The sequence below is a fragment of the Microbulbifer elongatus genome, from assembly GCF_021165935.1.
In the GTDB taxonomy this organism is placed as follows: Bacteria; Pseudomonadota; Gammaproteobacteria; order Pseudomonadales; family Cellvibrionaceae; genus Microbulbifer; species Microbulbifer elongatus.
Genome location: NZ_CP088953.1, coordinates 2,175,364 through 2,196,846, shown reverse-complemented (window position 1 = coordinate 2,196,846; position 21,483 = coordinate 2,175,364). Strand labels below are relative to the sequence as shown.

Genomic DNA, 21,483 nt, shown 5'->3' with positions numbered 1-21,483 from the left:
GGTTAGAGCCCTCCGCAGGCAGTCAGGCCGCCGTCCACTACGACACATTCGCCATTGGTGTAACTACCGGCATCAGATACCAGGTACAACACGGTACCGGCCATTTCATCCGGCTCGGCGTGGCGATGCATTGGAATATGGCTGATAGCAGTATTGTAAATCTCTTCGTGGGAAAATAATGCTCCGGCAAACTTGGTTTTGGTGAGGCCAGGCAGTAGCGCATTCACCCGGATATTGAATTGCGCACACTCCTTGGCAAATGCCTTGGTCATATTGACCACTGCGGCTTTGGTAATGGAGTAGATGCCCTGCCCCACACCGGGCTGCAACGCATTGATGGATGCCGTATTTACGATACAGCCCCCACCAGTTTCCCGCATGAGTTTTCCGGCTTCCACCGACATATAAAAATAGCCGCGGATATTGACCGCAACTGTCTTCTCAAATGCCCCCAGGTCTGTATCCAGAATATGTCCAAAGTAGGGATTCGTCGCTGCATTATTTACCAGAATATCCAGCTTGCCGTAGTACTTCCGGATATGCTCGAAAGCCTGCTCGATATCCCCCATATTGCCGATATGACAGGGAATCGCTTCTGCCTTGCCACCGGCTGCGTTAATCGCATCCGCTACCGCCTGGCACCCATCGATTTTCCGACTGGATACCAGCACGTGCGCACCCTGCTCCGCCAGCAGCTTGGCAGTGGCCTCGCCAATACCCCGACTGGCTCCAGTCACCAGCGCGATTTTCCCACTCAGATCAAACAGTTTGGTCGCCATTCAACTCTCCCGACGCATAGTGTTGTAAATGATGATTTTTATTTTTCTTCAAGACTCTTTCTCAATGACATTCATTGCCAGGGCAGCCAGAGGCGCAACAAACGCACCGAGCTTCGCTGCATCGCTGCTGGATGCATTGCCCTCCTGAGCACGTTTGGCGACGCCCTGAATGATTGCCGCGAGCCGAAAAAAGCTGAACGCGAGATAGAACGCCCAGTTGTCGATACCCGTGATGCCCATCCGCTCGCAATACTGTGCCACATATTCCCGCTCGCTGGGTATGCCAAGTTTTGCTCTGTTCACACCCATCAATCCGGAAATGTTGCCACTGTCCGCCGGCATACGCAGCTGCATGCACTGATAGGCAAGATCGGCAAACGGGTGCCCCAGGGTAGACAGCTCCCAGTCAAGCACTGCAATAGCGCGGGGTTCAACAGGGTGGAACACCATGTTGTCGAGACGATAATCCCCATGCACCAGCGCTACCCGGCCATCGTCTTCGGGCAGGTTGTCACCCAGCCACCGAATCAGCTGATCCATCGTATCGATGGTTTGCAGTTCTGATGCGCGGTATTGTCCATGCCATCGGTCGAACTGTCGCTCGAAGTAGTTACCCGGCCGGCCGTAATCCGATAGCCCGACCGCTTCGACATCGACGCTATGGAGCGCCGCCAGTACCCGGTTCATTTCGTCATAGAGCCCGGTACGCTCATTGCAATCGAGCTCGGGCAGTGCAGCATCCCAGAATATCCGGCCGCCACAGTACTCCATGACATAGAACATCGAACCGATCACGTCGCGATCTTCACACAGGTGAAAAACGTTCGGTACAGGTACATCACTACCTGCCAGTGCGCGCATCACACGAAACTCACGGTCTACCGCATGGGCAGATTTCAGCAGTTTCCCCGGCGGTTGCCGTCGCAGTACATAGAGGCCCGCATCAGTTTCCACCTTGAAGGTGGGATTGGATTGCCCTCCGGGGAATTTCGTCGCCCGCACCACACCGTCAAAACCGGGGAGAATTTCTCTCAGGTATCGGCGCAAGTTTTCTATATCCAGCTGCCCTACGAGGCCCACGTGGTTTGCTTCCGTCATTCACCCCTCCTGTTGCGCGGTGGCAGCGTAAGCGGCGGCCAGATTGCGACCAAGCTGCATCATGTGCACCTGATCAGGTCCATCTGCAATACGAATGGTGCGCGCGTAACTGTAGGCCCGAGCAAGGTGCAGGTCCTGCCCCAACCCAGCAGCACCATGGATCTGGATTGCACGGTCGATCACTCTGCATGCCATCTTCGGCGCGACGATTTTGATCATGGCGATCAGATCACGAGCCGCCTTGTTACCATACCGGTCCATCTGATCTGCAGCCTTCAGGGTCAATAAACGCGCCTGCTCTATTTCGCAGGCCGAGGTCGCAATATCCTCACGCACCGAGCCCTGCTTGATCATCGGGCGGCCGAAGACCACTCGACTTTCAGCGCGCATTGACATCATTTCCAGTGCGCGTTGTGCTTGTCCTATCAGGCGCATACAGTGATGGATGCGACCGGGCCCAAGGCGTCCCTGTGCAATCTCAAAGCCACGCCCTTCACCAAGAATCAGGTTTTCTTTCGGCACACGGACATTGTCGAAAACGATTTCCGCATGGCCTTCCGGCGCGTCATCGTAGCCAAATACACGCATCGGGCGAACGATCTGGACACCGGGAGTGTTCATGGGGACCAGGATCTGAGATTGCTGTCGATGCCGGTCCTCGCAGTCTGGCGCGGTCTTTCCCATCACAATCATGATTTCACAGCGCCTGTTCATCGCGCCACTGATATAGAACTTACGCCCGTTGATCACATAGTCATCACCGTCGCGGGTAATTTTCGTTTCGATATTGGTGGCATCACTCGAGGCGACTTCCGGCTCGGTCATTGCAAAGGCGGAGCGAATTTCCCCCTGAAGCAGTGGCTTCAGCCAGCGCGCCTGCTGCTGTGGAGACCCGTACTGAGCCAGTACTTCCATATTGCCGGTATCTGGCGCACTGCAGTTGAATATTTCGGACGAGAACCCCACCCGCCCCATCTCCTCCGCGAGTGGAGCGTACTCAAGGTTGGTCAGCCCTGCGCCCCATCCGTCATCCGGTAGAAAAAGATTCCACAGCCCCGCATCTTTCGCCTTGCGCTTGAGAGTCTGCATGATAGGCGGTTCACCCCAGCGGTCCTCCTCCAGCTGTTGGTAATAGGTCCGCTCAACGGGGAATACCTCCTCCGCCATAAACTTTTTCAAACGATTCAGTAGATCAGTTACCTTCGGGGAGTAGTCAAAATTCATCGCGATCTTTCCAGTTTATTCACGTTTAATTTGTTAGCTGTAGGTAATGAATTCCCGGCGTAAACGGTTATCCAGGTGCGGGACATGATTGAAACTGTGCAGACTTACCCCGCTGCGCCCGGCGAAAAAGTGGGTAACTGCCGTATTTTTTATCTGCATATTCAGCTGGGTCACGCTGTGAGAAGGAGCTCCGAGAATCTGGCGCACCATCATCGCAATGGCGCCGCCGGAACTCACCACAAGGGTCCGCCCGCCCTTCACTCCGGCTGACAACACTCCCAACACCTCTTCGATCCGCTGTTCAAACTGCTGCCAGCTTTCGGCGCCGTCGATTTCACCGCTGGACCAGGCGTGCATGGCCATTTTCAAAAACCGGTAGTAGTCTGCCCGCACTGCGCCCTGCTGTGGTGCCGCCTGGGGGTTCTTCTCACCGTAGGCTCCCATGACCCGCTTGAAATCGAACTCATTCAACTGCGGCAGTTCTTCCACGGCCCGGTCTTCCAGGCCAAGCCCCTCACAAATACCCAACGCAGTTTCCCGATGGCGCTGAAGATCACCACTGACAATACGATCGAATCGATGCCCCTCGCCTGCCCAGTACTCGCCGAGCCAGCGGGCCTGCTGCCAACCGAGATCCGAAAGCCGATCGTAGTTTTCACTGCCGAATGACGCCTGGCCGTGGCGTACCACAAATATCTCCGGCACGGCTCTTCCTCCTCTTGCATAGCGCACGCCTGCGCAAATCCGTCCAATCTGTTCCTCGAACGACCTCAAGTCTGGGACCGGGCCGCCGGCGCTTCATTGGAAGCTACGCTAGCGATTCGCCATGGATCATTAAAGTTTATTATGTAAATATCGAAACATTCACAGCAGTGATACCACTTTGAATACCTGAGGGGGAGCAGTGACCGTGCAGTTACAGCAGATGGATATGAATCTCTTCCCGGTACTGGATGCGATTTACAACACCCGCAATCTGACCCGCGCCGCCGAACGCCTGCACATCACCCAGCCCGCGGTGAGTAATGCGCTGGCACGCCTGCGCCGGGTGCTGAACGACCAGCTGTTTATCCGCACACCCAACGGTATGAGCCCGACACCACTGACAGAGCACATCATGCCGAAGGTACAGCAGGCGCTGACCCTGCTGGGCAGCAGCGTAGCGGAACACCACCAATTCGAGCCGAAGACGGCGGAGAAAACGCTGCGGGTGTCCATGAACGATATGGCCGAGACACTGGTATTGCCGCGGCTACTGGAGCACCTGCAACAGGTGGCGCCGGGCATCAGCGTGGAGTCCTACTACGTACCACGGGACCAGCTGGCAAAGGAGCTGGCAGCGAATAGCCTGGATTTCGCCCTGGACGTGCCGATGATCTCCGCCACCCAGCTGAATCAGCAGCGCCTCTCTGCAGACCGCTATCAGTGTATGTTGCGTCCGGACCACCCTTTCGCACAGCAGACTAACCTGACCCTGGAGCAGTACCTGGAACTGGAGCACATCCATGTCTCCAGCCGCCGCAGCGGCCCGGGCATAGCAGATATTGCTCTCAATAAGTTGGGGCGGCGGCGTAAGATCAAGCTGCGCGTACAGCACTACCGGGTCGCACCACTGGTGGTGATGAAGACGGATCTCGCGCTGACGGTACCCGTCAGTCTGGCGCAGCAATATCCGGCGAAGTGTTTCGAGCTACCCTTTCAGATCCCTCAGATGGACTGGCACCTCTTGTGGCATCGCAGTCAGGACGAGGAAGGGGCCAATCGCTGGCTCCGGCAACAGGTGCTCCACCTGTTCGGCTGAAACGCAAGCCCAGGCAATACCACTGCCGGCAATCGTCATATAGCGCTGAAAGCCAGAGCATTCGATCGGATTGGTCACTGCGGGCCCTCGCAGACAGTTGCTATCCTTGAAGCATGATATGCAACTTTTTGCATATAAACCTGAGAAACTGTGTACTCCCATCAGGCCCCGTCGCCCCACAAGAGTCGGACACAAAGAGAATGACCACCATGACAAACGCCTACCCGAACCTTCTTGCCCCACTGGACCTCGGCTTTACCACGCTCAAAAACCGCGTCCTTATGGGCTCGATGCACACCAACCTCGAGGAGCACCCCGGCGGTTTCGATCGCCTGGCGGCATTCTATGGTGAGCGCGCGCGCGGTGGCGTTGGCCTGATCGTAACCGGTGGTATCGCGCCGAATGAGGAAGGTGGGGTGTTTCAAGGGTCTTCGAAGATGACCACCGCAGAAGAAGCTGAAGCGCACAAGTCGATTACGAAAGCGGTGCACAGCAAAGGGGGCAAGATCTGCATGCAGATACTGCACGCGGGCCGTTACGCGTATAACCCCAACCTGGTAGCCCCCTCCGCGATTCAGGCGCCAATCAACCCTTTTACTCCCAAAGCGCTAAGCGACGCCGAGGTAGAGCAGCAGATCGACGATTACGTGCGTTGTGCAACCCTCGCCAGGGAAGCAGGGTACGACGGAGTGGAGGTAATGGGATCTGAAGGTTACTTTATCAATCAGTTCATCGTCACCCGCACCAATCACCGGGACGACCGCTGGGGGGGCAGCTTTGAAAACCGTACTCGCCTACCCATTGAAATCGTACGCCGAATCCGCGAGGCCGTCGGGGACGACTTCATTATCATTTATCGCCTGTCCATGCTGGACCTGGTAGAAGGCGGCAGTGATTTTGATGAAGTGGTCGCCCTGGGTCAGGCCATCGAACAGGCTGGCGCATCCATTATCAATACCGGTATCGGCTGGCACGAAGCGCGAGTGCCCACCATTGCCACCAGCGTCCCCCGCGCCGCATTTGCCGACATCACCGCCAAGGTAAAACAGCACTTGAAGGTACCGGTAATCACCAGCAACCGAATCAATATGCCACAGGTCGGTGAAGATGTACTGGCGGCGGGCAAGGCCGACATGATATCCATGGCACGCCCGTTCCTCGCAGACGCAGAATTCGTCAACAAAGCAGCGCAAAACCGCGCAGATGAAATCAACACCTGTATCGGATGTAACCAGGCCTGTCTGGATCACACTTTCGAGCTGAAACTCACATCCTGCCTGGTCAATCCACGCGCCTGCCATGAGACAGAGCTGAACTACCTACCGGTGGAAAGCGCCAGGAAAATCGCCGTGGTAGGCGCGGGCCCCGCTGGTCTCGCGGCCTCGACTGTCGCTGCAGAACGCGGACACCAGGTAACCCTGTTTGAAGCGAGTGACACGGTAGGCGGCCAGTTCAATATTGCCAAACAAATACCAGGCAAAGCGGAATTTGAAGAAACGCTGCGCTACTTCAAACGCCGACTGGAGCTGACAGGTGTCGATGTACGGCTTAACACCGTCGCCAACGCGGAAAACCTGGCAGAATTTGATGAAGTGATCATTGCCACGGGCATCTCCCCGCGCAAGCCACCCATTACAGGCATCGACCACCCCAAGGTACTGACCTACCTCGAGGTGCTAAAAGACAAGAAACCGGTCGGTAAATCCGTGGCCATTATCGGCGCCGGCGGCATCGGCTTTGATGTCGCGGAGTACCTCACTCACAGCGAAGATCATGCCGAGGAACTGATCGCGAGTAACAAGGATGAGTTTTTCGATGAATGGGGCGTGGATATTGCGCTGGATCACCGCGCCGGCCTGAAGCCCCAACAGCCGGTGAGCAGCCCCCGCCAGATCTTCCTGTTGCAGCGCAAGTCCTCAAAGGTCGGCGCAGGTCTCGGTAAAACCACCGGCTGGATTCATCGCACCAGTCTGAAGCACCGCAATGTCCAGAGCCTCGCAGGGGTGACCTATCTGAAGATCGATGACCAGGGTTTGCATATTCGACTGGGGGACGAGGAAAAAGTGCTGCAAGTTGACAATGTCGTGATCTGCGCCGGGCAGGAACCCCTGCGTACCCTGCACGACCAGTTGCAGGCCCGTGGCCAGGTCAGCCACCTGATTGGTGGCGCCTATGAAGCGGCAGAGCTAGATGCCAAACGAGCAATCGATCAAGGCTCACGAGTGGCCGCGGCGCTATAACGGAAAAACTCCACTACAGCAGGGAGCCTGGCCGAGGCCCCTGCTGCTTTCCTTTCGTCGGCCATCCCACCGCTACCCTTCCGAGCGCCCTCACCCGCTGTCACCGCAGCAGAATTGGAGAAGCCGACTATACTCTATCGTACGGAATAATCCGCCAGGGACGCGGATATGGCACTCCGAGGCTTAACGAAGCCTCTCACAAGCCAGGTATTCCCTCCCCGACAATAACGATCAACAGGGACTGTTTCCGGTATGGCCTCCAGTACAACTGCGATTTCATTTTCAGAGCTACTCATGCGCGCCAAACCTCTGGTTGTCCAGAAACTCGCGCAACAAAGCCCGCCTTATACCCTTTTCTTCTCGGTCAGCGATGGGGAACAGCGCGCCAAGGTATGTCACGGATCCGCAGCCGATATCGACGCTCTCTGGTTAACACTGGCCAACCAGGCGCGAAAACTGGCAAAGAGCGCAAAAATGACTCCGACCTGGTTCCGCGTAGACTGGGTAACACAACGGGAAGCCATTACCTGGGCGACGCTCAACGAACGCTTTAAAAACACCAAGCGAGGCTACTTCCGTTACGGGCTGGCACTGGACCCCAACTGTAAAGTCGCCTTCCTCGAACAGGAATTGAATGGAAATGCCATGCTTTACGGTGGAAACAAAATTCACCATGTCGTGGTCAACCAGCAAAAATTTCGCGCGTATACCGACGTCCGGTTCAGCAAGAAAACTCCACTCGATTTTGATGACCATAGCCCCGTCACCGTACTCAGTACCGAAGGTCTCTATCTGGATCCCAAAACACCGCCACAGCCCCTGTATGGACCGGGCAGAAATGCAGGCCGCAGGATCATTGAAGCGCTCGATAAGAATTCCACCTACCATCTGATTGAATCCAGTGGTAAATATCTGGCAAGCCAGGTACGAGCCAGCGGGCGGTTCTACTATGGCTGGCACTGCTGCTTCGATCGTCCTATCAATACCTACAACACTCTGCGCCATACCAGTTCAATCTATGCGCTGACCGAAGCCTGGGAGGTCACCAGGGATCCCGGGATGAAGCGCGCGATTGACCGCGCCTTAAACTATCTCACCGAGAAGCTGATCCGGTTTACACCGACACCAACCGGCGAAAACGCAGCCTTCCTCCTGGAAGCAAATGGTGAAATAAAACTGGGGGGTAACGCGGTCTGCCTACTGGCCCTTACCAAATATTCTGAAGTTACCGGAACCGACAAGTACCTGGATCTACTCGAGGCACTGGCACTGGGTATCCAGTTCATGCAAGACCAGACCACAGGGAAGTTTGTCCATGTACTCCAATTTCCAGAACTCGCCGTTAAAGAAGAGTTCCGAATTATTTACTACGACGGCGAGGCGGCCTTCGGTCTGATGCGCCTGTATGGACTGACAAAAGATGAGCGATGGCTTCAGGTGGTAGAAAAAGCGTTCGATTACTTTATCGACAATAAACACTGGCAAGCCCATGACCACTGGCTCAGCTATTGTGTGAATGAGCTGACACTCTATCGTCCCAACGAAAAGTACTACCAGTTCGGGATTCAGAACGTCGCCGGGTACCTTGACTTTGTACTGGAAAGAATCACCACTTTCCCGACACTTCTCGAGCTCATGATGGCCGCGGAAAAAATGGTTTCACGGCTGCGAGAACAACCAGAATTCAGCCACCTGCTGCGGCAGCTGAATCTTGACAAGTTCTACAAAGCACTCCATAGCCGCGCTAAATATCTGCTGAATGGGTTCTACTGGCCGGAATATGCAATGTTCTTCGGCAATCCGAAGCGGATAACGGGCAGCTTCTTTATCCGCCATCACGCATTCCGTGTGCGTATTGATGATGTCGAGCACTATCTGTCAGGGTTCATCGCTTATCGGAATCACCTACTGGAAGCAGTCAAAAGCAGCAATACGAATGCGACAATAGTAGAAAACCCACCGAAGCCACCGGTTGAGAGCAACATGCAATTTCCGAAGAAAAAGGCTGTAGAAAGTCGCGCAATTCCAATGTCTGATAATTGGAACATGCATAATCTTCAGGAGGCCACATCGGGAAGCTGGTTGAAAGCGCCCCGGCAGTCCTGGTGCGCAACCGGCTTATGCATTTTCTCACCGGGAATGCAGCCAGGAAATATGGTGGTATTGCGACCAGAAAATGACAAACGATTTATCCACCCCACACAAATTCGAAACCTGCGCTATACACCGCAGGCAGTAATAACGGACAACCCAAAATATACGTCGAAAGATTCGATCCCCACATTGCTGGTAAGTGAAGTACGTAAAGCAATACTTGATATCGGACGATACTCAAGAAAACAGTTCTCCGGAAAGGTTATCGGCATCACCGGGAGCTCGGGTAAAACGACGAGTGTCGCGATGCTACAACATGTACTGAGCCCTTAGGGAACCATCGGGCGAACCGAACACAATGCCAACCTTCCACTAGGGATCTCCTGGAATCTCGCGTCGATTCCCTGGAACGCACGGTTTACTGTTTTGGAAATGGCAATCGGTAATATGCAATTGAATTCTTCAATTGCCCGCCCCGACGTGGCGATTATTACCAATATACACCCAGCCCATCTGGAGTATCATCACAATACCGAAGAAATTGCGCGCAAGAAAAGCCGTATTTTCTCGGGCATGAAACCGGGAGGTACCGCGATAATCAACCGGGATATAGCAGAATGGCCGGTAATCCAGGCAGAAGCCAATAAATTCAACCTGAAAATTCTTTCCTTTGGCGAGCACTCCGAGAGCGACTTCCAGCTGAGTCAATATGATTCCAGCTCCGGAACAGCCACTGTCACCGCACACGGCGAATCCGCACAGTTCAGAGCGGGCGCACCGGGCATACACATGGCAATGAATAGCCTGGCTTGTCTGGCCTGTCTACATGCACTGGATTTAGACTATCGAATTGCCCTTCCATTCCTCAGTATGTTCACTCCGTTACCAGGGCGCGGCAGCCTAACCAGGATAAATGTCCGTGGCAAAAAAATTAATCTTATTGACGAAGCCTACAATGCCAATCCAGCTTCAATGAAGGCAGCCTTACAGCGAATCAAGGAGACTCCGCTAGCGCGCCAAACAGCCAGAAAAATTCTTGTTTTAGGCGACATGCTGGAACTGGGAAAAGGATCCAAAACCTATCATGAATCACTCGCCCCCTTCATCACTGACACTGGAGCGAGTGCAGTCTACCTATTCGGTAAGGAAATGAAAAACCTCAACCCGAAACTCACGGAACATGGGATAGACAGCAAAATCTACAGCGATCCAGCTGCGCTGAAAGAAGCACTCGAAGACACACTAGATGAGGAAGACATTCTATTATTTAAGGGATCCCATGGAAGTGGCTTGCACCTTCTTGTAAAAGATTTACTGGAATCTGAAAATGCTTGAGAGGTTGCAGGAAAATATTCGATACCAAACCGGAATCACTAGTGAAATATCCGCCATCATCAAGCACATCACCTGTAACCGCCAAAAGTGCTATCGGCGTTATCATTCGCGACAAAAAAGCAAGGTTGATCTACGAGAAGAATTCTGAACGCCTGATCTATCCGGCATCAATAACAAAGCTACTCACCGCATTAACCGCAATAGAGATTGTTGTAAAAAACAACATATCCCCAATCACCCTCGTCGAAGTAGCAGAGAGTGACGACATTGAGGGGTCTGGTCGAAATCTGAAGCCCGGTGATAGACTCTCGTTTCTGGACTGCATTGCAAACCTGTTGATCTCATCCTCGAACATGAGTGCAAATGTCATCGCACGAGAAATGGGCGGTATTCTTGTGGCACGCGGCACCGACTCAAACGCAGCACCGACAGATTGTTTTATTCGCGAGATGAATCTGGTTGCACGCCAATTGCGGATGAAGAACGCCTATTTTATCAATGCGCACGGTTTAGCGAATAAGGCGCAACGCTGTAGCGCCCGAGATTTATCACTTCTCGTTAAAAAATGCTCGGAAAATACAATCATCCGCGGACTATGGAACAAATTGCGCTACACAATACCGGTTCACGGTGAGAACGCACGCGAAATTTCGATAAAATCCAGCTTTATTTTCTCGACCCTTTCGGAAGTTCCGGCAATTAACATCCCACAGTTCCGTGGAGGGAAGTCTGGCGCACTTTGGCCTTCCTACTTCAACCTTGCCGCGGTTTCAGCGTTGAATCCCGGTACAACCCTTATTTCAGTTACCGCGGGATCGCCATCACCGAAAGAACGCTATAACGACTATCTCTCGATGGTACGTCTAGGTCAAGAACTCACAGCCAGTGAACAGACCACGCCGTCGAGCTGACACTACCTTCTAAGCGGGACCTGCAGATACACCCGGATCTACGTCGCCATCCCTATTCCCCTTCCTTTTCGATCCTCAGGCCTCCCATTGTAAGCCCCCTTGTTTATATCCCTATTGTAAAGTACAAAAAAACCGGGCCCTGAGGCCCGGTTGTGGATTAAAGAGGCAGATCGAATTTTAGACGACGGTGATACCAGTCTCGACCCAAAGTTCCAGCTCGGGATCATCCGTTGCCACATATACGTGATAGTCGATTCCGTGCGCAGTTCCTGAAGTACTAGCAGACCATTCACTCAGGATATCGACCGAGTCCTCGCTATCACCGTTGATATAGAAGCTGTCATCACCGGCAGAGATCGATAGCAGGTCATCCAAGCCAACCGACAGAGTGACGGCGTTGCCCTGGTCCAGATCAACGGCCTCGATCCCTTCAAATGAATCGCTGTAATCACCCAGGGCAATGGTATCCGCTCCACCCTGCCACTGAAGAGTCTCCAATCCAGCCTCATTGGTTTGTACCACGAAGTCGTCATCCGATGACTCATCAGCCTCTCCATCCATTTCCATGGCGAAAGAACTCACGGCTGCCTCACCGGAGGCCACAACCTCTTTGGTTACTTCGATGCTCAAATCGGCGCTCAAGGCTTGGTTCGTATCGGTATCCACTACTTCAATACTGAACACATCCGTACCCTCATTGTCGAGAGCTTCCGTCGGCGTATAGACATAGCTTCCGTCAGTCTGTATCACCAAACTTCCATGATCACCTGCAATGTTTATCTCACCGCCGGTCGGCGTGACTTCGTTTCCATTGAAAGTGACTGACTGGATCTCGAGATTAGTAGTGTCACCACTGGCGGATTCACTGATGAAGTTTCCAGTCGCGGTCTGGCTACCGACCACGGTCTCAACTTCCAGTAAATCCGTTGCCGTAACAGATATATCACGGGTGAGCGCGACACCAACACTGATCAGACCAGGATCCGGGACCAGGGTCGCTCGGTACTCACCTGCATCCAGGTTATCCAAGGTTACCTGACCGGATGTACCACCCAGACCAAGCACACTAAGTGAGAGCAAACCTCCACTCAGGTTATTCTCGGCATCATCAACCCGCGACCAGGATCCACCTTCGAAACGCTCGACAATCAGCACATACTGATTCAGAACCCCGATTCCCAGCGCACCGCTAATCTCGAGATCGAACACCGTTTCATTAGTGCTTTCATCCAAGCCGAACTCGACCAATGGGTGGCCGCTTCCAATATCGAGACTTACGAGGCTGCCAATGCTGACGCCCAATGCATCAAACTCGGTGTCACTATCTGTTTCCGGTACCGGCTCCTCGTCATAGGTAATCTCACACTCGACCGCAGCATTGCCGGCTACATTCGCTAGCTCGAAGTCGGCATCTGCGTCCGCATCGGCGTCGGCGTCGGCATCGGCATCGGCATCAGCATCCGCATCAGCATCGGCGTCGGCGTCCGCATCCGCATCCGCATCCGCATCGGCGTCAGCGTCGGTATCCGCATCGGCGTCGGCGTCGGCATCTGCATCTGCATCTGCATCTGCATCAGCGTCGGCGTCCGCGTCGGCATCGGCGTCAGCGTCGGCATCCGCATCGGCGTCGGCATCTGCATCAGCATCAGCGTCGGCATCCGCATCTGCGTCCGCGTCGGCATCGGCATCGGCGTCGGCGTCGGCGTCGGCGTCGGCGTCAGCATCTGCATCTGCATCGGCGTCAGCGTCGGCGTCGGCGTCGGCGTCGGCGTCGGCGTCGGCGTCGGCGTCGGCGTCGGCATCCGCGTCAGCATCCGCATCGGCATCCGCATCGGCATCGGCGTCCGCGTCAGCATCCGCATCCGCATCCGCATCCGCATCCGCATCCGCATCCGCATCCGCATCAGCGTCAGCATCCGCATCCGCATCTGCGTCCGCATCCGCATCCGCATCCGCATCCGCATCGGCATCTGCGTCGGCATCCGCATCCGAATCGGCGTCGGCATCGGCATCGGCATCGGCATCGGCGTCGGCGTCGGCGTCGGCATCGGCATCGGCGTCGGCATCTGCATCCGCATCGGCATCGGCGTCGGCGTCGGAATCGGCGTCAGCATCGGCATCGGCATCGGCATCGGCATCGGCATCGGCGTCGGCATCGGCATCGGCATCGGCGTCGGCATCGGCGTCCGCATCCGCATCCGCATCCGCATCGGCGTCGGCGTCGGCATCTGCATCAGCGTCTGCGTCTGCATCCGCATCGGCGTCGCCGTCATCAGGAATAACTTCTTTCGTAACCTCGATGATCAGATTTGCAGACAAGGTTTCATTGGTTTCCGTATCAACAACGGTTACAGAGAAAGTATCTGTACCGGCACTGCCAGACTCTTCATCAGGCGTATAGACGTAACTACCGTCCGTCTGCATTACCAGCGTACCGTAATCACCTTCTATTTCGATCTCGCCACCGCTAGGTGTTACCAAATTTCCATCGAAGGTTACCGACTGAACTTCCAGGTTGCTCGTATCACCACTAGCCGACTGTGTAATGAAATTGTCTTCCGCATTCACACTTCCGACGATGCTTTCAAGTTCCGTAAAGTCTGTAGCTGTTACGTCAATGCTTCGCGTAATACCCACGCTGACGTCGATAAGGTCAGGATCCGGAACCAGCGTTGCGCGATATGATCCGGGCTCCAGATTCTCCAGTGTTATCTGGCCAGACGTTCCGCCCAAGCCCAGCACGCTGAGAGACAGCAGACCGCCATCAAGATTGTTTTCAGCATCATCAACACGCTCCCATGACCCGCCTTCAAATCGCTCGACGATCAAGACGTAGTCATTAAGTACACCAATTCCCAGCACCCCGGATATATCTAGGTCAAATACTGTTTCGTTCGTGTCTTCGTCCAGACCGAACTCAACAAGAGGGTGACCTGTGCCGATATTCAGGCTTGCCAGATCCGCGATAGTGATACCTGCGACATCCAACTGAGAGTCACTGTCAGTATCCGGAGTAGCTTCGGCCTCTAGCGTGATCTCACACTGCAGAACCGCTTCGTCATTTACATCTACAAGCTCGAAATCCGCGTCAGCATCGGCGTCGGCATCTGCGTCCGCATCAGCATCCGCGTCGGCGTCAGCATCTGCATCCGCATCGGCATCGGCATCGGCATCGGCATCGGCATCGGCATCGGCGTCGGCGTCAGCATCGGCATCGGCATCAGCATCGGCATCAGCATCGGCATCGGCATCGGCGTCGGCGTCAGCATCCGCATCCGCATCGGCATCGGCATCGGCATCGGCATCGGCATCGGCATCGGCATCGGCATCTGCATCTGCATCTGCATCTGCATCAGCGTCCGCGTCAGCATCCGCATCTGCGTCCGCATCGGCATCGGCATCCGCATCGGCGTCGGCATCGGCGTCGGCGTCAGCGTCCGCATCTGCGTCCGCATCTGCATCGGCGTCGGCATCGGCATCGGCATCGGCATCGGCATCGGCATCGGCGTCGGCGTCGGCGTCAGCATCTGCATCTGCATCTGCATCTGCATCGGCGTCAGCGTCGGCGTCGGCATCCGCGTCAGCATCCGCATCGGCATCCGCATCGGCATCCGCATCCGCATCCGCATCAGCGTCCGCATCCGCATCCGCATCCGCATCCGCATCAGCGTCAGCATCCGCATCCGCATCTGCGTCCGCATCCGCATCCGCATCCGCATCCGCATCAGCGTCTGCATCGGCATCCGCATCGGCATCAGCGTCAGCGTCAGCGTCAGCATCAGCGTCAGCATCGGCATCGGCATCGGCATCGGCATCGGCATCGGCATCCGCGTCAGCGTCAGCGTCAGCGTCAGCGTCCGCATCAGCATCGGCATCCGCGTCGGCATCGGCATCGGCATCGGCATCGGCATCGGCATCGGCATCGGCATCAGCATCAGCATCAGCATCGGCGTCGGCGTCGGCGTCGGCATCGGCGTCAGCATCGGCATCGGCGTCGGCATCTGCGTCGGCATCTGCGTCGGCATCCGCATCGGCGTCGGCGTCGCCGTCATCAGGAATAACTTCTTTCGTAACCTCGATGATCAGATTTGCAGACAAGGTTTCATTGGTTTCCGTATCAACAACGGTTACAGAGAAAGTATCTGTACCGGCACTGCCAGACTCTTCATCAGGCGTATAGACGTAACTACCGTCCGTCTGCATTACCAGCGTACCGTAATCACCTTCTATTTCGATCTCGCCACCGCTAGGTGTTACCAAATTTCCATCGAAGGTTACCGACTGAACTTCCAGGTTGCTCGTATCACCACTAGCCGACTGTGTAATGAAATTGTCTTCCGCATTCACACTTCCGACGATGCTTTCAATTTCTGTAAAGTCTGTAGCTGTCACGTCAATGCTTCGCGTAATACCTACGCTGACGTCGATAAGGTCAGGATCCGGAACCAGGGTTGCGCGATATGATCCGGGCTCCAGGTTCTCCAGTGTTACCTGGCCAGACGTCCCGCCCAAGCCCAGCACGCTGAGAGACAGCAGACCGCCATCAAGATTGTTTTCAGCATCATCAACACGCTCCCATGACCCGCCTTCAAATCGCTCGACGATCAAGACGTAGTCATTAAGTACACCAATTCCCAGCACCCCGGATATATCTAGGTCAAATACTGTTTCGTTCGTGTCTTCGTCCAGACCGAACTCAACAAGAGGGTGACCTGTGCCGATATTCAGGCTTGCCAGATCCGCGATAGTGATACCTGCGACATCCAACTGAGAGTCACTGTCAGTATCCGGAGTAGCTTCGGCCTCTAGCGTGATCTCACACTGCAGAACCGCTTCGTCATTTACATCTACAAGCTCGAAATCCGCGTCAGCATCGGCGTCGGCGTCGGCGTCAGCATCGGCATCCGCATCGGCATCAGCATCAGCATCGGCATCAGCATCGGCATCGGCATCGGCATCGGCATCGGCGTCGGCGTCAGCATCGGCATCGGCATCAGCATCGGCATCAGCATCGGCATCGGCATCGGCGTCGGCGTCAGCATCCGCATCCGCATCGGCATCGGCATCGGCATCGGCATCGGCATCGGCATCGGCATCGGCATCTGCATCTGCATCTGCATCTGCATCTGCATCAGCGTCCGCGTCAGCATCCGCATCTGCGTCCGCATCGGCATCGGCATCCGCATCGGCGTCGGCATCGGCGTCGGCGTCAGCGTCCGCATCTGCGTCCGCATCTGCATCGGCGTCGGCATCGGCATCGGCATCGGCATCGGCATCGGCATCGGCATCGGCATCGGCGTCGGCGTCGGCGTCAGCATCTGCATCTGCATCTGCATCTGCATCGGCGTCAGCGTCGGCGTCGGCGTCGGCGTCGGCATCCGCGTCAGCATCCGCATCGGCATCCGCATCGGCATCCGCATCCGCATCAGCGTCCGCATCCGCATCCGCATCCGCATCCGCATCAGCGTCAGCATCCGCATCCGCATCTGCGTCCGCATCCGCATCCGCATCCGCATCCGCATCAGCGTCTGCATCGGCATCCGCATCGGCATCAGCGTCAGCGTCAGCGTCAGCGTCAGCATCAGCGTCAGCATCGGCATCGGCATCGGCATCGGCATCGGCATCCGCGTCAGCGTCAGCGTCCGCATCAGCATCGGCATCCGCGTCGGCATCGGCATCGGCATCGGCATCGGCATCGGCATCGGCATCGGCATCGGCATCAGCATCAGCATCAGCATCGGCGTCGGCGTCGGCGTCGGCATCGGCGTCAGCATCGGCATCGGCGTCGGCATCTGCGTCGGCATCTGCGTCGGCATCCGCATCGGCGTCGGCGTCGGCGTCGCCGTCATCAGGAATAACTTCTTTCGTAACCTCGATGATCAGATTTGCAGACAAGGTTTCATTGGTTTCCGTATCAACAACGGTTACAGAGAAAGTATCTGTACCGGCACTGCCAGACTCTTCATCAGGCGTATAGACGTAACTACCGTCCGTCTGCATTACCAGCGTACCGTAATCACCTTCTATTTCGATCTCGCCACCGCTAGGTGTTACCAAATTTCCATCGAAGGTTACCGACTGAACTTCCAGGTTGCTCGTATCACCACTAGCCGACTGTGTAATGAAATTGTCTTCCGCATTCACACTTCCGACGATGCTTTCAATTTCTGTAAAGTCTGTAGCTGTCACGTCAATGCTTCGCGTAATACCTACGCTGACGTCGATAAGGTCAGGATCCGGAACCAGGGTTGCGCGATATGATCCGGGCTCCAGGTTCTCCAGTGTTACCTGGCCAGACGTCCCGCCCAAGCCCAGCACGCTGAGAGACAGCAGACCGCCATCAAGATTGTTTTCAGCATCATCAACACGCTCCCATGACCCGCCTTCAAATCGCTCGACGATCAAGACGTAGTCATTAAGTACACCAATTCCCAGCACCCCGGATATATCTAGGTCAAATACTGTTTCGTTCGTGTCTTCGTCCAGACCGAACTCAACAAGAGGGTGACCTGTGCCGATATTCAGGCTTGCCAGATCCGCGATAGTGATACCTGCGACATCCAACTGAGAGTCACTGTCAGTATCCGGAGTAGCTTCGGCCTCTAGCGTGATCTCACACTGCAGAACCGCTTCGTCATTTACATCTACAAGCTCGAAATCCGCGTCAGCATCGGCGTCGGCGTCGGCGTCAGCATCGGCATCCGCATCGGCATCAGCATCAGCATCGGCATCAGCATCGGCATCGGCATCGGCATCTGCATCAGCATCAGCGTCCGCGTCAGCATCCGCATCTGCGTCCGCATCGGCATCGGCATCCGCATCGGCGTCGGCATCGGCATCCGCATCCGCGTCGGCGTCCGCATCCGCGTCGGCATCGGCATCCGCGTCGGCGTCAGCGTCCGCATCTGCGTCCGCATCTGCATCGGCGTCGGCATCGGCATCGGCATCGGCATCGGCATCGGCGTCAGCATCGGCGTCCGCGTCAGCATCCGCATCTGCGTCCGCATCCGCGTCGGCATCAGCGTCCGCGTCAGCATCCGCATCTGCGTCCGCATCCGCGTCGGCATCAGCGTCGGCGTCAGCATCCGCATCCGCATCGGCATCGGCATCGGCATCCGCATCGGCGTCGGCATCGGCATCCGCATCCGCGTCGGCGTCCGCATCCGCGTCGGCATCGGCATCCGCGTCGGCGTCAGCGTCCGCATCTGCGTCCGCATCTGCATCGGCGTCGGCATCGGCATCGGCATCGGCATCGGCATCGGCGTCAGCATCGGCGTCGGCGTCAGCATCCGCATCCGCATCGGCATCTGCATCGGCATCTGCATCGGCATCGGCATCGGCATCGGCATCGGCATCGGCATCGGCATCAGCGTCGGCGTCAGCATCCGCATCGGCATCGGCATCCGCGTCAGCGTCAGCGTCAGCGTCAGCGTCAGCGTCCGCATCAGCATCGGCATCCGCGTCGGCATCGGCATCGGCATCGGCATCGGCATCGGCATCAGCATCGGCGTCGGCGTCGGCGTCGGCGTCGGCGTCGGCATCGGCATCGGCATCGGCATCAGCATCGGCATCCGCGTCGGCGTCAGCATCTGCATCCGCATCGGCATCGGCGTCGGCGTCGGCGTCAGCATCCGCATCGGCATCCGCATCGGCGTCGGCATCTGCATCCGCGTCCGCATCGGCATCCGCATCTGCATCTGCATCTGCATCAGCGTCAGCATCCGCATCGGCATCCGCATCGGCATCAGCGTCCGCATCGGCGTCGGCATCTGCATCGGCATCGGCATCGGCATCGGCATCCGCATCTGCATCTGCATCTGCATCAGCGTCGGCGTCAGCATCTGCATCTGCATCTGCATCAGCGTCGGCGTCAGCATCTGCATCCGCATCCGCATCGGCATCGGCATCGGCATCGGCATCGGCATCGGCATCGGCATCGGCATCGGCATCGGCATCGGCGTCGGCGTCGGCGTCAGCATCCGCATCTGCATCGGCATCAGCGTCTGCATCGGCATCAGCGTCTGCATCGGCATCCGCATCAGCGTCTGCATCGGCATCCGCGTCAGCATCGGCATCGGCATCGGCATCAGCATCCGCGTCTGCATCCGCATCGGCATCGGCGTCGGCGTCGGCATCTGCATCAGCGTCAGCGTCAGCATCCGCATCCGCGTCAGCGTCAGCGTCGGCATCCGCATCCGCATCCGCATCTGCGTCGGCGTCCGCATCGGCGTCGGCGTCGGCGTCGGCATCCGCATCGGCATCCGCGTCCGCATCGGCGTCCGCATCTGCATCGGCGTCGGCGTCCGCATCGGCATCTGCGTCGGCATCTGCATCGGCATCGGCATCGGCATCAGCGTCCGCATCGGCGTCGGCGTCGGCATCTGCATCGGCGTCGGCGTCCGCATCGGCATCTGCGTCGGCATCTGCATCGGCGTCCGCATCGGCATCCGCGTCAGCGTCCGCATCGGCATCTGCGTCGGCATCGGCGTCGGCGTCGGCGTCGGCGTCGGCGTCAGCATCCGCATCCGCGTCAGCATCTGCATCAGCGTCAGCATCGGCATCCGCATCCGCATCCGCATCCGCATCAGCGTCAGCATCCGCATCAGTGTCGGCATCCGCATCAGCGTCGGCATCCGCATCAGCGTCGGCATCCGCATCAGCGTCGGCATCAGCATCAGCGTCGGCATCAGCGTCGGCATCAGCATCAGCGTCGGCATCAGCGTCCGCGTCGGCGTCGGCGTCGGCGTCGGCGTCGGCGTCAGCATCCGCATCCGCATCCGCATCCGCGTCGGCATCGGCATCCGCATCCGCGTCCGCGTCCGCATCAGCATCCGCATCCGCATCCGCATCCGCATCCGCATCAGCGTCAGCGTCAGCATCCGCATCCGCATCAGCGTCGGCGTCAGCATCGGCATCGGCATCGGCATCAGCGTCGGCATCGGCATCCGCGTCGGCATCTGCATCTGCATCGGCATCCGCATCCGCGTCGGCATCCGCATCAGCGTCGGCATCGGCATCGGCATCAGCATCCGCGTCGGCATCTGCATCAGCATCAGCATCAGCATCAGCGTCAGCATCCGCATCGGCATCCGCATCGGCGTCGGCATCGGCATCTGCATCGGCATCCGCGTCGGCATCTGCATCGGCGTCGGCATCAGCATCCGCGTCAGCATCCGCATCGGCATCCGCATCCGCGTCGGCATCTGCATCTGCGTCTGCATCCGCGTCGGCATCCGCGTCAGCGTCTGCATCGGCGTCCGCATCCGCATCGGCATCGGCGTCGGCGTCGGCATCGGCATCCGCATCCGCGTCGGCGTCAGCATCCGCATCCGCATCGGCATCCGCATCGGCATCGGCATCGGCATCGGCATCAGCGTCCGCATCTGAATCCGCATCGGCGTCCCCATCCGGCGGTGGAGGCGCTGGCGGCTCGGATGGGGGCGGTGCGTCTACAGCTGGTGGGCTATCTACAGGGGGAGGAGCAGAAAAAGCGGTCGGGGTAAATGGCTCGAAGGTATCTCGTCCTTCTCTCCCATTTCCATTGTTTCTGTCGTTGTCATCATCGTCATCAACCGCATCCGCAATGGCAGCGATACCTATAGCGGACAGCGCCGCCCAAACCCACGGGCAAACCTGCTGACTGCCAGGTACCACGCCGGCCAGATCGGTGCTGCTACTCACCAGCGAGGTTGAGAAGAAACTGCCTTCTTCACTGAAATGAGCAAGTAGCACTTCATCCGAACCAGGATCTTGCAGAAAAAGGTCGCTTTTTGTGTTATCTCCGGCTGGTGAAAAGAATCCGTGAATCGTTACGAACTCCCCGGAAACCAGCTGAACAATTAAATCATTACCAGATCGTGTGTAGCTTTGTACTTCATCTTCCGTCAAAGACAGCTTGACTATTCCCGGCTCATTTAATGCCAGGGAAGCTCCATCAAACTCTTCGACATTGCCACTGGATTTTGTGACTACCTGAACCTTCATATTCATCACCTAGCTAT

The 21,483-nt window shown here is 56.8% G+C and carries 10 protein-coding genes; 5 read left to right on the top strand and 5 right to left on the bottom strand.

Translation table 11 applies throughout. The features are described 5' to 3' along the window. Positions 1-2: 2 nt before the first annotated feature. The 4 genes from LRR79_RS08975 to LRR79_RS08960 are packed head-to-tail and all read right to left on the bottom strand — an operon-like array spanning position 3 to position 3,806. On the bottom strand, positions 3-779 hold the full coding sequence (locus LRR79_RS08975; protein ID WP_231756885.1) for an SDR family oxidoreductase: 777 nt from the start codon (positions 777-779) through the stop codon (positions 3-5). Positions 780-827: 48 nt separating this feature from the next. Further along, the gene (locus tag LRR79_RS08970; RefSeq protein WP_231756884.1) at positions 828-1,877 is read right to left on the bottom strand and encodes a phosphotransferase; all 1,050 of its coding nucleotides are present in this window, start codon (positions 1,875-1,877) and stop codon (positions 828-830) included. Next, complete coding sequence (locus LRR79_RS08965) at positions 1,878-3,101, bottom strand: acyl-CoA dehydrogenase family protein (protein ID WP_231756883.1); 1,224 nt, start codon at positions 3,099-3,101, stop codon at positions 1,878-1,880. Positions 3,102-3,134: 33 nt separating this feature from the next. Further along, positions 3,135-3,806: a histidine phosphatase family protein gene (locus tag LRR79_RS08960; RefSeq protein ID WP_231756882.1), complete on the bottom strand. Its 672-nt coding sequence runs from the start codon at positions 3,804-3,806 to the stop codon at positions 3,135-3,137. A gap of 205 nt (positions 3,807-4,011) precedes the next feature. Here LRR79_RS08960 and LRR79_RS08955 point away from each other — a divergent pair, with 205 nt between their 5' ends. The 5 genes from LRR79_RS08955 (at position 4,012) to LRR79_RS08935 (ending at position 11,482) form a co-directional block, all read left to right on the top strand. After that, positions 4,012-4,902 carry a LysR family transcriptional regulator gene (locus LRR79_RS08955; RefSeq protein WP_231756881.1) on the top strand — a complete coding sequence of 297 codons (891 nt, stop codon included), beginning with the start codon at positions 4,012-4,014 and terminating at the stop codon, positions 4,900-4,902. A gap of 209 nt (positions 4,903-5,111) precedes the next feature. Continuing rightward, complete coding sequence (locus LRR79_RS08950; RefSeq protein WP_231760009.1) at positions 5,112-7,142, top strand: NADPH-dependent 2,4-dienoyl-CoA reductase; 2,031 nt, start codon at positions 5,112-5,114, stop codon at positions 7,140-7,142. A 252-nt stretch (positions 7,143-7,394) separates the two neighbouring features. After that, positions 7,395-9,569 (top strand): glycoside hydrolase family protein, encoded by a 2,175-nt coding sequence (locus LRR79_RS08945; protein WP_231756880.1) that lies wholly within the window; start codon positions 7,395-7,397, stop codon positions 9,567-9,569. A gap of 6 nt (positions 9,570-9,575) precedes the next feature. Then, on the top strand, positions 9,576-10,571 hold the full coding sequence (locus tag LRR79_RS08940) for a UDP-N-acetylmuramoyl-tripeptide--D-alanyl-D-alanine ligase (protein WP_322790445.1): 996 nt from the start codon (positions 9,576-9,578) through the stop codon (positions 10,569-10,571). A gap of 41 nt (positions 10,572-10,612) precedes the next feature. Continuing rightward, positions 10,613-11,482 (top strand): D-alanyl-D-alanine carboxypeptidase family protein, encoded by an 870-nt coding sequence (locus LRR79_RS08935; RefSeq protein ID WP_231756879.1) that lies wholly within the window; start codon positions 10,613-10,615, stop codon positions 11,480-11,482. 177 nt (positions 11,483-11,659) lie between these two features. On the opposite strand, the gene LRR79_RS08930 is transcribed toward LRR79_RS08935, so the two are convergent. After that, entirely contained in the window at positions 11,660-21,466 is a 9,807-nt protein-coding gene (locus LRR79_RS08930; RefSeq protein ID WP_231756878.1) for a BapA/Bap/LapF family prefix-like domain-containing protein, read from the bottom strand. Positions 21,467-21,483 lie beyond the last annotated feature (17 nt).

Coding starts and splice junctions, on each gene's coding strand:
- LRR79_RS08975 (WP_231756885.1), bottom strand. CDS start 779: ATGGCGACCAAACTGTTTGATCTGAGTGGGAAAATCGCGCTGGTGACT.
- LRR79_RS08970 (WP_231756884.1), bottom strand. CDS start 1,877: ATGACGGAAGCAAACCACGTGGGCCTCGTAGGGCAGCTGGATATAGAA.
- LRR79_RS08965 (WP_231756883.1), bottom strand. CDS start 3,101: ATGAATTTTGACTACTCCCCGAAGGTAACTGATCTACTGAATCGTTTG.
- LRR79_RS08950 (WP_231760009.1), top strand. CDS start 5,112: ATGACAAACGCCTACCCGAACCTTCTTGCCCCACTGGACCTCGGCTTT.
- LRR79_RS08945 (WP_231756880.1), top strand. CDS start 7,395: ATGGCCTCCAGTACAACTGCGATTTCATTTTCAGAGCTACTCATGCGC.
- LRR79_RS08930 (WP_231756878.1), bottom strand. CDS start 21,466: ATGAAGGTTCAGGTAGTCACAAAATCCAGTGGCAATGTCGAAGAGTTT.